Raw genomic sequence first — 14219 nt, forward strand, 5'->3', positions numbered from 1 at the left:
TGTAATATTCTTTGCGTAAAACTTAGTGTCCCTGTCTCCCGCCAGGCAGGTTCGTAACTTAGCGTGGATCTTCTTTCAGCTTTAGCTTCAACACTTTTGTTTTCTTTTATCCCTTTTGTGGTTCACATAAATAGTCAGCTTTAGCTGATCTATTCCCTATGAATCGTACCCACTTATGTCGGGACAAGTTGTGGTTAATTTTCTTTGCGTAAAGTTTGCATCTCAACTGCTCCCGACTTATGGTGCCGGACAGGTAGGCTCCTTTGCGGTTAAAGTTCTTTTAGCTTTAGCTGAAACCACTTCCTTTCCTCTCTCTTTTCTGTCATTGCTCTGAATAAGTATAGGTTTAAAAGAACTTCAGCTTTGCATGAATTTAAAATTTTGTAGATTTGTTTAAATATTGGTAAACCTAAATATTATGAACTTAGAAGCTCGAAAAATCACATTTGTCCAGGAATTTTTGAAGTTGCAAAATGAAGATGTTATTAACAGTTTGGAGAAGCTTTTGAAGAAACGAAAAGCAGAATCAGTTGAGGAAGATTTAAAACCGATGAGTTTAAAATCCTTTAATGAAAGAATTGACAAATCAATGGAAGATTCTAAAAATGGAGATTTTGTTGAAGATAAAGATTTAAAATCTATCATTGATAAATGGGATTAAAGTTAATTTGGACTGGTTTTGCAATTAATCAATTAGAAAATGTTTATGATTACTATAATAAAATTGCTGGTAAAGCAGTTGCAAAAAGGGTTGTCAATGTTATTTATAAAGCACCTGCCGTTCTAAAGGATTTACCTGAACTTGGACAAATTGAAGAGCTACTGATAGATCGTGATCAAGAATTCAGGTATATCCTATGCAAACATCACAAAATCATTTATTGGTTAAATGTCAATCAAAAAAGAATTGAGGTAGTTGATGTTTTTGACACTAGACAAAACCCGACAAAAATAATTAGGAACAACTGAATAGAAATATCGACTGCAGTTAGTAATGAATATTTCCCTTAAGTTTTAGCTGAAATCCTATTGTTTTCTTCCATTACCTCTCGTACCCTTATAAGGGTTAAATGTTGTAGTTAGATAATTAGCTTTAGCTGATAAATTTCTTTGCGTAAACTTAGCGTCTTAGCGAGAAAATTTAAAAGCCTTCCCGATGAATTTGGGACAAGTTGGCTTAGATTCGTGATCTCCTCGTAAATGTCAGTGCAACTCTGTGGTTAACCCAGTTCAGCTTTAGCTTCAACAGTTTTCTTTTCTTTTATCCCTTTTGTGGTTCACATAAATAGTCAGCTTTAGCTGATCTATTCCCTATGAATCGTACCCACTTATGTCGGGACAAGTTGTGGTTAATTTTCTTTGCGTCTTTCCGTCTTTGCGGTTAATTTTACAACATGCAAAAACCCACCGCCATTGTCTTCGGTAGCTACCTACCTTCCGTAATCAATTTCAGAAAACCCTTATTAACTGCCCTTCAAGATAAAGGCTATAAAGTTATTGCTTTAGCCCCAGGCAATGATGAAACCACCGAAAAAATCTTAGCTGAACTGGATGTAGAATTTATTCAAGTTCCTTTAGGTAGAACAGGCTTCAATCCCCTCCAAGATTACAAAACCCTTCAATTTCTTCAAAGACTTTTTCAAGAGCTGGAGCCGGAGGTGGTCATTACTTACACTATAAAACCCAATATATACGGTAGTTGGGCTGCCAAAAACCTTAAAAATGCCAAAGTATTGGCCTGGATTACCGGTCTGGGTTATGTAGGCATGGAAGCCGATACTTTTAAAAGAAAGTTAGTCCGCTCGGTTATTTTCAGGCTTTATAAAAAAGCCTTTTCCAAGCTGCCTTTTATCGCTTTTCAAAATCCTGACGATCAGCAGTTTTTTAAACAGCATAGTTTACTTAGGTTACATACTGCTCAAACTATCACTTCGGGTTCGGGAGTAGATTTAAAACATTACCCCAAAGCTGCTCCACAAGTTAGTCCTATTAAATTTCTATTAATAGCCCGCTTGATAGGGGCTAAGGGAGTAAATGAATACTTAGCGGCAGCAAAAATTATCAAGAAAGATTATCCTGAAGTTATTTTTCAACTCATCGGTATGACAGATGAAGGCAATCCCGATTCATTAGAAGAAAATGAATTAAATGAGTTGCATGAAAGGAGCATTATAGAATATTTAGGCTTTCAGTCTGACGTCCGTAAGTATTTGTCCCAATGCTCAGTGTTTGTCCTACCGTCTTATTACAGAGAAGGTACTCCGCGCACGATATTAGAATCTTTGGCCATGGGGAAACCCATTATCACCACTGATAATCCAGGATGCAGGGAAACGATTGATGGAGATAAAAATGGCTATTTGATTCCAGTGAAAGATGCAGATGCCTTGGTCAAAGCCATGATATCCTTTATCGATAATCCTGCTTTAATTGAACAAAAAGGAGAGGAGAGCTACCGCTTGGCCGTGGAGAAATATGATGTTCATAAAGTAAACCAACATTTGTTTGAGTTTATGAGCCTTTAGACAACTTTGGAAAAAAAACTAGTTACAAGTAAGTATTTCATTAAATCCGGTCTCACCTTCTGTACTGACCAAATGGAGTTCCTCGGACCAAAGTACCACTTAGTTCAGATGACAGTCAGACCGGCCCGTTTTAAATTTCAGATAGAGACACTACACCAAAGTCCCCCTTTGGGGGATTTAGGGGGCTGGGATTTAAGAGGCCACTGTCACCAAATAATAATTTTTCTTACCTCTTTGCACTAATATATACTTCCCTTGTAGCAAGCTGAGTTCAACAGCAGCATTAGCATCCATTACCTTTTCTTTATTGATGCTAACTCCACCACCTTTAATCATTTTTCTGGCTTCTCCTTTTGATGGGAAAATCACCTCCTGAGTCAATTCTGAAAGGAAATCCGTGATGTTTTCGGTATTGTCTAAGTCTGATTTATTAACTGTTACTTGTGGCACTCCTTCAAACACACTCAAAAGTGTATCCTCATCGATGCTCTGTAATTCTTCAGTAGTTGATTTACCAAATAGGATAGAGGAAGCTTTTAAGGCCATATCCAAAGCTTCTTGTGAATGAACTCTAATGGTTAATTCTTCTGCTAAAGCCTTTTGCAGCACTCTAAGATGAAGCGCTTCATTATGTTCTTTTTCCAATGCTTCAATTTCTTCTTTTCCTTTAGTGCTAAAAATCCTGATGAAATTACTCATGTCTTCATCAGAAGCATTCAACCAAAATTGGTAGAATTTGTAAGGGGATGTTTTCTTCGGGTCAAGCCAGATGTTTCCGCTTTCCGTTTTTCCAAATTTGGTACCATCAGCTTTCTTTATCAAAGGACAAGTCACCGCAAAGGCTTCTCCCTGATCTATTTTTCTGATCATTTCAGTTCCCGTGGTAATATTTCCCCACTGATCTGAACCACCCATCTGTAGCTTACAGTTTTTCTCTCGAAATAAATGCAAGAAATCATATCCTTGCACTAATTGATAAGTAAATTCTGTGAAACTCATGCCTTCACTTGATTCTGATGACAATCGTGTCTTAACGGAGTCTTTAGCCATCATATAATTGACCGTAATATGCTTTCCAACATCTCGGATAAAGCCCAGGAAGCTAAAATCCTTCATCCAGTCGTAGTTATTGACTAGCTGCGCACTATTTTCTCCTTTAGCATCAAAATCTAAGAAGTTTTGAATTTGCGCTTTTATAGAAGCTTCGTTATGGCGTAAAGTAGGCTCATCCAAAAGGTTGCGTTCTTTTGATTTTCCGGAAGGGTCACCAATCATACCCGTTGCTCCGCCTAACAATACGATGGGCCTGTGTCCTGCATCTTGAAAATGCTTTAACATCATAACACCCACTAGATGACCGATGTGAAGGGAGTCAGCAGTCGGGTCAATTCCCACATAAGCACTGCTCATTTCTTCAGCCAGTTGTTTTTCAACCCCTGGCATCATATCGTGGATCATGCCTCTCCATTGTAGTTCTTCTATAAAGTTCTTCTGCATATTATTGAATATTGAAAGTCTGATGATTGTATAATGCCTGCAAATATAAAAGGCTTAGCAAGGAATTAATAGCAATATTTGATTAATTACGGATCACGAATTTTAGAATTGAAAAATTAGCTTTGAGCATAACACCTTTTTGTTTTTAGCTGTAACTAAAACTCTATTGTTTTCTTTTGACTCTATTGTGGTAAGAAAGAAGTTTGGTCGTTGGCTCGTTAAGTAATATATAGTAATTCTGGATTATTAATTCGGATCTAAGTTAATTTATCTCTGTGGTATTCCCCTATTTTAAGGTCTGACCAATTATAATGATTTCTCTTTTTTTAGCGCAAAATTCCCTGATTTCATCATTCAATAATCATCTTCATTCCGTATTTTTGTTTAAAATTACTCTCCAATGCCCCAGAGAATATCCTACAGAACACATAAAGCAGGGTCTTTTAATAGACTAAAACTAGTTGAAGAAGAATTGGCTAGTCCAGAAGCAGATGAAGTACAGGTCAAGGTAAAGGCTGTGGGACTGAATTTTGCTGATGTTTTTGCCATTCTAGGCTTATACAGTGCGACTCCGGAAGGATCTTTTATTCCAGGCTTAGAATATGCAGGCGAGATTATTGCCAAAGGTTCAGAAGTAAAAGACTTTGAAGTTGGAGATCGTGTAATGGGCGTTACGCGTTTCGGTGCTTATACTTCTCATATTAATATTGACAGTGCTTACGTCAATAAAATACCGGCAAGTTGGTCTTACGAGGAAGGTGCTTCTTTTTTGGTCCAGGCACTAACCGCTTACTACGGATTGTTTTATTTGGGAAATTTGCAAAAGGGGGGTACAGTGTTAATTCATTCTGCAGCTGGCGGAGTTGGTTTACTAGCAAATAGGATGGCACAAAAAATAGGTGCTTTTACTATTGGTAGTATTGGTTCTGCATCAAAAATTGATCTTTTGAAAAAGGAGGGCTATCAAAAATATATAGTCCGTTCGAAACACTTTAAAAAGGATTTGGAGGAAGCCTTACGCGGCAGAGAACTAGATTTAATTATGGAATGTATAGGAGGGAAGATTTTTGAGATTGGTTATGAAATGCTGGCACCGCAGGGAAGGGTAGTGAATTATGGTTCAGCACGCTACGGAGGTACTAGTAACTCACCCAATTGGCCACGATTGGCTTGGTTATATCTTACAAGGCCCAAAATAGATCCGCAGAAAATGATTGAGACTAATAAGGGGATTCTAGGTTTCAATTTGATCTGGTTGTATGAGAAGAAGGAGTTAATGCAACAGATTCTGAAAGAACTGGAAGCACTCGATATGGAAGCACCCTTTATCGGCCATCGATTCAAGTTTGAGCAAATGCATGAAGCTTTAAAACTATTTCAGTCAGGAAAAACCATGGGTAAGGTAGTGTTAACGATTGACTAGCTAGGATCTAGATTCTAGAGTCTAGAATCTAGAGTATAGATCCTAGAACCTGAAATTTCAAGATCTCACCCCATATCCAACATCCATCATCCACCTTTTGCTTTCCAACTTCTAACCACCAAACACTTTCCCTTTCACAAAATCCCAAAACTCTTTTCTCTCCTCTGAGGACGTTAATAGGGCCTTCACTGTATTTCCAAAATTAGGTTTTGTTTTTTCTTTTTGATCTGACTTAATGCTAGGCAATGGTGCAGGTTCTGGTTTTGGCTGAGGAGTGACATCGGCTTTTTTCTCCTTAGACTTGCTCATTCCGAAATTTTTTGGGTCAAGTTTTTCAGCATCTTCGTAATGCATTTCTGCTTTTTTATGATTGCCCATTTTTCCTAATACTAATCCAAGATTGTTATGGGAAATAGCATCTTCGGGATCTAAATCCAATGCTTTTTGATAGTCTTTTTTGGCACCTTCTAAGTCATTCAAATGATCTTTTATGAAAGCTCTACTAGCATATCTGAAAGGGTTTTCTGGTTCCATTTCCACAGCAGTATTAAAATCATTCATGGCAGTTTCCTGCTGCTTAGCCATATAATAAATCAGACCTCTCTCGGCATAAAGCTCAGCACTGTATGGTTTGAGTTTTATGGCTTTGCTCATATCTGATTGGGCCGCCTGATAATCCTTTATTTTAAAATAAGCTTTCCCTCTTTGATAATAAGCCATAGGGTTTTGATTGTTTTGGGTAATGTATTGAGAATACAAATGAATCCCCTGTTTAAAATCACCTTTCTGGCAATAGGATGAGGCAGTTTCTAAGAGTATGTTAATATCTTCCATAAAAATTATTTTAGAGAAATAGAATGATCACAAAACTATATAAGTTTTAACTAATGAAAGACTCTTGGGTTTGTCAAATATTGGATTTCACCTTTATTTTTGGTTTTCTGAGATAAAAGAATCAATCCAATCATAGGCTTCATTATTTCTATTGAAAAATTGCAATATCATGGGTACATGCTTTTTCCCTGATTGTAAGTGATAATTAGGATTCGGTTCTATCTTTCTATATTCAGTCAAGAATCGATCAGTACTGGAGATGATACCCGGTAACGTTTTTTCTCCCATCATAATCAGCAGACGCGGGTCATTTTCATCTATATAGTAAATAGGAGAGTAATGCTTCCAGATTTCAGAATCGTTGGTGAAAGTTTTTAAATATGAGGTGCCTGCGGGATAATTCTTCTTCTTTAAGAAGTTATACATATCTAAGCCTGCTGCATCAATTAAGATGGCGCCTTTTATAGGGTTTTCTATTGCTAATTCTTGAAAATATTCATCTTTCACGCTGATGAGCGCTGCCAAATGTCCACCTGCAGAATGACCAGAAATATAGATTTGATTAGGGTCTCCACCGTAGTCCTCTATATTTTCCTTTACCCATTTTACAGATTTTGCAACTGCCATAGTCATATCCGAAATTATATATTCTGGACTCAATGGATAATCGATGTTTACGGCTACAATTCCTTTACGCGCTAATCTCTTCCCAAAAAAATCGTACAAATCCTTTTTACCAGAATTCCAGCTACCGCCATGAACAAAAATGAAAACAGCTTTTGCTTCTGCGGCCTTCTTGGGAGAGAAGATATTTAATTGCTTTTCAGGAAAATTTTGATTGAAACCTTCCTCCATATAATTGATGTCTTTTGATTTGGTCACTTTGCAACCGAAGGAGAAAAAGAGTAAAAACAGGAGAATATTTGAAAATGTGATGATAGGTAATTTTATAGCTTGTATTTTTAACATTTCACTTTAACTATTTTAACAATGATAGGTTAGCTCTTTCTTATTACTGCTTTAGATGAATTAAGTTGGATTAAATTTACATTAAGAAATAAGAATATAGGGATTGATAAAGTGAAATATTAATTTTGAATCAAATTAACAATATAAGAATATGATACAAGCCTGGATGCGAGGAGTTTTGCTAATAGCCTCGGTATATAATGTTGCGTGGTCAGTGTTTCTTTTCTGGAGTCCTAATAGTTATATTAAATGGATGACTGATGGAGCACAAACTGAAAATCAATGGGTTTCATATCAGGCAATTGGCATTTTAGTAGTCGCAGTGATGCTTTTTATGGGGTTTTTAAAGCCGCTGAAATTCAAATGGTTCATATTACTTTCCTTTCTGGCAAAATTAATGGGAGGTATCGCGGTCTATCTATTAATCATGGAATCAGCGTTTACCAAGAAATTCATGTTTCATTTGTTAATGAATGACTTGGTTTGGTTGCTTCCTTTACTTGCTATCGTTTTGGCGGCATTCAAATCAGAAAAAAGCCGTTAAACTATAATGATTTGGTCTTCGACTGTATTTTCTTTAAATCGCATTAAAAATTAATTCAATGAAATGAGCACAAATAATCGAGGGTGAATTTATACTAACCCCCTGATGAATATTTGTCGCGAATTCCGTGTGACAGTTAAAAAACAATGATATACACATGAAATTTATTTTATCAATTTTCCTTCTTACTTGTTTTTTAGCTACTTCAAAAGCGCAATTAAAAGAACCTGCACCCTCTTCAGAAATATTGCATCAAATGCAAAAGTTGCAATATACCACAAGAGTTTTGTACGTGGCGGCTCATCCAGATGATGAGAATACCCGATTTATTGCCTATGTAGAAAATGGTAAAAAATTTGAAGCAGCTTATCTTTCTCTCACTAGAGGGGATGGAGGACAAAATGTAATAGGTCCTGAATTAAGAGAAGGGCTCGGTTTAATTCGTACTCAGGAACTATTGGCAGCTAGAAATATTGATGGTGGAGAGCAATTTTTTACTAGAGCCAACGATTTTGGGTATTCGAAGAATCCGGATGAGACTTTTAATAAATGGGGGAAAGAAGAAGTGTTATCTGATGTGGTTTGGACAATTCGTAATTTTCAGCCGGATGTTATAGTGACTCGTTTTAATAAGACCCCTGGAATCACACATGGTCACCATACCGCTTCAGCAATTTTAGCCCATGAGGCATTCAAATTGGCTGGTGATAAAAATGCTTTTCCTGAGCAGTTGAAGCTGACTAACACCTGGCAACCCAAGAAAATCTATTGGAATACTTCTTCATGGTTTTTTAGTAGAAGTGGAGACTTCGATAAATCAAAATACGTCACTGATAATGCTGGGGGTTATGCTCCGTTGTTGGGCATTTCTTATACTGAAATGGCAGCGCTTAGCAGAAGCAGGCATAAATCTCAAGCTTTTGGGACTGCCGGCAATAGGGGAGATGAAATAGAGTATTTTGAATATTGGAGTGGACCCGCGAATGACAAAGCGCTATTTGCTGGCATCGATCACTCATGGACTAACTTTAAAAATGGGAAGTCTATTCAAAAAGCTGTTGACAAATTGGTTAACGATTTTCAACCTACAGCACCTGGAAAATCCATAGATCAACTATTCGTAATAAAAGATTTAATTGAAAAACTAGAGGAATCAGCGGTCAGAAATGACAAATTGAGAGCTATTGAAAAGCTGATTCTTGATTGTGCTGGACTCTATCACTTGCTCTATCATGACAATCCTTATGCAGCACCAGGTGATGAAATTAGTGTGAATTTAGAGTTGGTGAATCGGTCAGATGCCGAAATTAATCTTGTAGCTGCAGCTATTAAAGATTTAGAGGAGAATCTATCTATTTCAGGGGCATTGAAGAATAACCAAGTAATGCTAGAGAAGTTTGTAATAAATATTCCAGAGACATTCTCTTATTCAAACCCCTATTGGCTAGATAAGCCGTCTGCAAATGGATTGTATGAAGTTGACAATCAAAAGTTAATTGGACAAGCAGAGAATCCTGCGGCCATTGAAGTAGAGATAAGGCTCAAAATTAACGGCAATGATTTTAGTTTTAAAAGTCCTTTAAAATATAAAACTTCGGATCGAATTAATGGCGAAATCATACAGCCATTGTATATAGTGCCTCCAGTCTCAGTAGAATTTGGTGAAGAGGTTTCTATTTTCACCTCCAATGGCCAACAAAAGGAATTGACGGTGAAAGTGAAGGCTTTAAAAGATAAGCTTTCAGCCAAACTTGAATTAGATTTACCTCAGGGCTGGAAATTATTGGAATCTGAAAATAAATTGGAATTTAAAGATCTACCCAAGAGTAGTACACAGGAATTTAGATTTACTGTAGAATCCAGTCAAGAATACGGGAAGTTTGATTTAAATGCTTCTGTCAGGATGGGTGATGATTTATTCTCAGCCTACAAAGTTCAGGAAATACAATACGACCATATTCCGAACCAAGTAATTTTAAGGAAAGCTCAACAGCAGTTGGTTTTAGCCGATGTGGAAATCAAAGGAAAAAAAATCGGCTATATAGAAGGAGCAGGAGATGCTGTTGACGAGGCTTTAGAGGCTATGGGCTACAAAGTTGAAATTATTGATATAGAGAATATTTCAATTGATGAATTAAAACAGTATGATGCTGTAATAGCAGGAATTAGAGCTTATAATGTTAACGAGGCGCTACAAATCCATTATAAGAAAATGAATGAATATATGGATGCAGGGGGAGTTTATATGGTGCAATACAATACTACTTATAGTTTACCAGATACTGATTTTTGGCCTTATCCCTTGAATCTTTCAAGAGACAGAATTACAGTTGAAGAGTCCCCGATGAGTTTCCTTGATCCTGATCATGCTGCTTTAAATTATCCCAATAAAATTACAGAGCAGGATTTTACTGGATGGGTACAAGAAAGAGGTCTTTATTTTCCAGATGATTGGGATAAAGCTTATACGCCACTTTTAATTGGGAATGATCCAAATGAAACCCCCAAAAAAGGTGCTTTATTAATAGCGGATCATGGAAAAGGAAAATTTGTGTACACAGGCTTAAGTTTTTTCAGAGAGCTTCCTGCAGGAGTGCCAGGAGCTTACAGATTACTAGCTAACTTATTAGCTCCGAGGCTAAATCCTTAATTTATATATCCGTTTATCAAAAAATATGTGCACTTGGTCGATTAAATGTGCAAACATGTAAACAAAAAGTATACATTCGTGTTTAATGTATTGACAATACATAGTAAAGTAATTTTTTGTTAATGCAGATTGAATTAAAATAAGAATAGAAATGAAGTTAGAAGAAGAAATTAAGCAGTCGAAGTTTGAAAATGAAAGACAAAAGGCCATTTTGAATGTGATTTATACAGCTAATTGGATTGGTTCGGTACAGCACAAAATATTCAAAAAGCATAAACTAACCTCTCCCCAGTACAATGTCTTAAGAATTTTAAGAGGAAAATTCCCAGATCCACTTACGGTTTCGTCTATCCAAGAAAGAATGCTTGACAAGATGTCCAATGCTTCTCGATTAGTTGATAAATTAGTTGAAAAGGGATGGGCTGAGCGTTCTACCTGCATGTATGACAGGAGACAGGTTGATGTTGTTATTACTACCACTGGGCAGAAATTGTTGCAGGAGATTGAACCTGAACTTTCAGGTTTTCATAATGAAGAAATGGTTTTGTCTGAAGCAGACGCAGCAGCAGTTAATAAAGCATTAGATCAAATAAGAGGATAATATTTTATATATTGGGTTGTTTTAATCAAATTTTATTAAAATGAACCTGATAGCAAATATTGGAAGATTTCTTTTTGCCATTCCAATGGTAATTTTTGGGGTATTTCATTTTGTAAACACAAGGTCGTTTCAAAATGTGGTACCCTCTTTTATTCCTGGACAGACATTTTGGGTCTATTTAACTGGTGCAGCTTTAATTGCAGCAGGAATTAGTATTCTAATCAAAAAACAAATTCAATTGGTGTCTAATCTTCTTGCCATTATGTTGCTAATTTTTGCAGTATTCGTGCACTTACCGTTGGCTATGGACGGAGATCAGTTAGCAGCAAGCTCTTTATTAAAGGATGTTGCCCTAGCCGGTGGGGCATTTATTTTAGGAAATTATTTTAAAGACAAGTAAGAACATAGGAATGAAAGTTTTCAAAAGGATTATTATTGGAGTGATTTTACTGATTGTAGCCGTAGTTGTGCTTTATTTCGCAGGTCCCAAACTTGAGAGACCAAAGTTCGCTCAGGACCTACCTGAAATTCCCGCTGATATTATTACTTTGGAAAGATGGATTAATGATAGGGAAGTCAAGAATAAAAACATAAAATCAGATAATCAAGCTCAGGTGGTTTGGTTTGACGAAAAATTAAGCCAGACTGAATATTCTATAGTATATCTTCATGGTTTTGGTGCAAGTCATCAAGAAGGAAATCCCGTACATAGAAATTTAGCCGATAGTTTACAAGCCAATTTATTCTTAGCCCGCCAAATCGGTCACGGATTATCTTCAGAAAACTCATTTAAAGGGATAACTCCAGAATCTTATATGATGTCAGCTATGGAGGCCTTATCGATTGGTCGACTTCTAGGCGAAAAGGTGGTATTAATAGGAACATCTACAGGTGCGGCCCAAGCGATCTGGCTGGCTGCTAAGTTTCCAGAAACCGTGGAAGCATTAGTGTTATACTCCCCTTATATTTCCTTGAAAAATCCGTCAGATGAAAAATTGGTTTTAGGCCCATGGGGTACTACATTAACAAAATGGGTGATGGGAGGAGAAGTGAACCGTGAAATTAGACCCGATTCCGTTGCTGCTTTTTGGTCTGAATACTATCATTTAGACTCATATTTTTCTCTTTTTAGTATGATTCACGAAAGTATGACAACTGAAATTTTCCAGGCAGTAGAGTGTCCAGTTTTTATGGCTTACTATTACAAGGATGAGGAGAATCAAGATGATGTGGTTTCAGTTCCAGCTATGAAGGCAATGTTTGAACAGCTCCCTTCGGAACAGAAAAAGGCGCTAGCTTTTCCTAAAGCTGCTAATCATGTGATCGCTTCTGATCTACGTTCTTATGACTGGGTGGGTGTCAGAGACAGTAGCTGGGTGTTTTTGAAGAGTGTATTAGAATAATATTTTTACAATACCTCTATTTTTGTAAACTTTAGCATAATTCTTGTTTCTTTGCAATTCGATTTTAAATAGATATTGTTTGAACATTGCAATTCATAGTTTTTTGAATGAGAAAAATAGATAAATTAATCCTGAGGTCATTTATAGGTCCCTTCCTAATCACCTTTTTTGTGGTGGTTTTCATACTGTTGACTCAGTATATGCTCAAGTACTTTGATGACTTTGTGGGAAAAGATTTAGGCTTTACTGTTTTTGCCGAATTGATTGCCTATTTCAGTATTAATATGACCCCGATTGCTTTTCCATTGGCGGTGTTACTTTCTTCCCTGATGACATTTGGTAATCTGGGGGAGCATTTTGAGCTTACCGCTATTAAAAGTGCTGGCATTTCCTTGGTCCGCGTGCTTAGACCGCTTTTCGTATTTGTTGTTTGTTTGAGTGCTTTGGTGTATTATTCTAATAATTTTATTGTGCCCAAAGCTAATTTGGAAGCCTATAGTTTACTTTATGATATCAAACAAAAGAAACCATCTATTGACATTAAGGAGGGAGCATTTTATGGAGGAATCCCAGGCTACAGTATTAAGGCCAATAAAAAGTATGACGATGATAAGTCGCTTGGAGATCTTATTATTTACAATCATTCTGATAAAAAGGGGAATACGGAAATAATTCTGGCCGATTCTGCTTTAATGTATACCATTTTAGGTGATAAATACCTCGTAATGGAGTTGTTTGATGGTAAAAGCTATACGGAGGAAGATGCTGATAAACCAAATGAACCTTCCAATTATATACGTAATATTTTTCAGCATAACAAAGTGGTTTTTAGCTTGGCTTCATTTGAAATGGAAAGAACCGATAAAGAATTGTTTTCATCTAACCGTTTGATGAAGAGTGAAAGGGAGTTGAGATATGATGTGGATTCAATGAATACCGATATCATCAAATCAAAGAGAACTATATACAGATACACTCCTAGATTTTTTAATATGCATATGCAAGATGTCGATGATATAAAACCTCAGACAGTTGCTATATGGGAACAAATGAAAGAGGATACGGTCTCAAGTAATTCGGATTCAACTGTTCTTGAAAATGAGCAATTAACAAGTTCAGATGTGGTTCCTGTAAAAGGTGCAGGTAAGAATCTAAATGAAAAGAAGTTGAAGAGTGGTATAAAATTTGAACAAGAAAAAAAATCTCTTGAACTTGAAAAAATTACCACTTATGATTCAACCCTCATAGCGAGAGCAGACAGTGCTTTTGAAAGTAGAAACCGAGGCAATAATAATATAGTAGATAAACCCAGATTTGCAAAAAACAGATTGAAAGGCGAAAATAAAAGAATTGAGAATCGGCAATTTGAGAGTAATGTTTATGACATTGAGGCCAACAAGAAACTTTCTGATGCCGTGGCTTGCATAGTCATGTTTTTAATTGGCGCTCCGCTTGGGGCTATTATTAAGAAGGGAGGGCTTGGCTTTCCCGTAATTGTTTCCATAGTGTTTTTTATTATTTCTTATGTGATCAATACTACAGGAATTAAGTTGGGAAGGGCAGGAGATATCAGCACTTTCTGGGCAGTTTGGTCCTCTAATTTTATGTTGCTTCCCTTTGGTCTATTTTTTCTAAGACAAGCAAGAAATGATTCCAGATTATTTGAGACAGACTATTATGCAGTAAAGATTAATAAATTTTTCAGACTTTTTAAAAAGGAAAAATAAATTGGTTTTTTGTTCATAAAAAAATATACGTATATTTGCGGCTGTT

Annotated in this window: 13 protein-coding genes; 10 read left to right on the plus strand and 3 right to left on the minus strand. The window is 36.4% G+C overall.

What is annotated here, in order from left to right:
* The first annotated feature begins 418 nt into the window (after nt 1-418).
* The 3 genes from AAC601_RS09665 (at nt 419) to AAC601_RS09675 (ending at nt 2525) form a co-directional block, all read left to right on the plus strand.
* Nucleotides 419-661: a hypothetical protein gene (locus tag AAC601_RS09665; RefSeq protein WP_340153113.1), complete on the plus strand. Its 243-nt coding sequence runs from the start codon at nt 419-421 to the stop codon at nt 659-661.
* A complete protein-coding gene (locus AAC601_RS09670; RefSeq protein ID WP_340153114.1) occupies nt 652-969 on the plus strand; it encodes a type II toxin-antitoxin system RelE/ParE family toxin in 318 nt (105 codons plus the stop codon). Before AAC601_RS09665 ends, AAC601_RS09670 begins: the two co-directional genes overlap by 10 nt.
* A 425-nt stretch (nt 970-1394) precedes the next feature.
* Entirely contained in the window at nt 1395-2525 is a 1131-nt protein-coding gene (locus tag AAC601_RS09675; protein ID WP_340153115.1) for a glycosyltransferase family 4 protein, read from the plus strand.
* A 192-nt stretch (nt 2526-2717) separates the two neighbouring features.
* Here AAC601_RS09675 and tyrS read toward each other — a convergent pair whose 3' ends face one another.
* A complete protein-coding gene (gene tyrS, locus AAC601_RS09680) occupies nt 2718-4022 on the minus strand; it encodes a tyrosine--tRNA ligase (RefSeq protein WP_340153116.1) in 1305 nt (434 codons plus the stop codon).
* A 400-nt stretch (nt 4023-4422) separates the two neighbouring features.
* On the opposite strand from tyrS, the gene AAC601_RS09685 reads away from it, so the two are divergent.
* Entirely contained in the window at nt 4423-5445 is a 1023-nt protein-coding gene (locus tag AAC601_RS09685; protein WP_340153117.1) for a medium chain dehydrogenase/reductase family protein, read from the plus strand.
* 111 nt (nt 5446-5556) lie between these two features.
* Here the strand turns inward: AAC601_RS09685 and AAC601_RS09690 are convergent, their stop codons facing one another.
* Both AAC601_RS09690 and AAC601_RS09695 read right to left on the minus strand, forming a co-directional pair.
* Nucleotides 5557-6279, minus strand: coding sequence for a tetratricopeptide repeat protein (locus tag AAC601_RS09690; RefSeq protein ID WP_340153118.1), 723 nt, complete (start codon nt 6277-6279; stop codon nt 5557-5559).
* A 93-nt stretch (nt 6280-6372) separates the two neighbouring features.
* On the minus strand, nt 6373-7248 hold the full coding sequence (locus tag AAC601_RS09695; RefSeq protein WP_340153119.1) for an alpha/beta hydrolase: 876 nt from the start codon (nt 7246-7248) through the stop codon (nt 6373-6375).
* 151 nt (nt 7249-7399) lie between these two features.
* On the opposite strand from AAC601_RS09695, the gene AAC601_RS09700 reads away from it, so the two are divergent.
* The 6 genes from AAC601_RS09700 to AAC601_RS09725 all read left to right on the plus strand — a co-directional run bounded on the left by AAC601_RS09700 (nt 7400) and on the right by AAC601_RS09725 (nt 14173).
* Nucleotides 7400-7792 (plus strand): hypothetical protein, encoded by a 393-nt coding sequence (locus AAC601_RS09700; RefSeq protein ID WP_340153120.1) that lies wholly within the window; start codon nt 7400-7402, stop codon nt 7790-7792.
* A 157-nt stretch (nt 7793-7949) separates the two neighbouring features.
* Nucleotides 7950-10442, plus strand: coding sequence for a PIG-L family deacetylase (locus tag AAC601_RS09705; protein WP_340153121.1), 2493 nt, complete (start codon nt 7950-7952; stop codon nt 10440-10442).
* 151 nt (nt 10443-10593) lie between these two features.
* Nucleotides 10594-11043, plus strand: a complete 450-nt coding sequence (locus AAC601_RS09710) for a MarR family transcriptional regulator (RefSeq protein ID WP_303269079.1) — start codon at nt 10594-10596, stop codon at nt 11041-11043.
* A gap of 40 nt (nt 11044-11083) precedes the next feature.
* Nucleotides 11084-11443, plus strand: a complete 360-nt coding sequence (locus tag AAC601_RS09715) for a DoxX family protein (protein ID WP_340153122.1) — start codon at nt 11084-11086, stop codon at nt 11441-11443.
* A gap of 10 nt (nt 11444-11453) precedes the next feature.
* The gene (locus tag AAC601_RS09720; protein ID WP_340153123.1) at nt 11454-12446 is read left to right on the plus strand and encodes an alpha/beta hydrolase; all 993 of its coding nucleotides are present in this window, start codon (nt 11454-11456) and stop codon (nt 12444-12446) included.
* 107 nt (nt 12447-12553) lie between these two features.
* Nucleotides 12554-14173 (plus strand): LptF/LptG family permease, encoded by a 1620-nt coding sequence (locus tag AAC601_RS09725; RefSeq protein WP_340153124.1) that lies wholly within the window; start codon nt 12554-12556, stop codon nt 14171-14173.
* Nucleotides 14174-14219: the final 46 nt, after the last annotated feature.

Source organism: uncultured Marivirga sp. (assembly GCF_963974845.1).
In the GTDB taxonomy this organism is placed as follows: Bacteria; Bacteroidota; Bacteroidia; order Cytophagales; family Cyclobacteriaceae; genus Marivirga; species Marivirga harenae.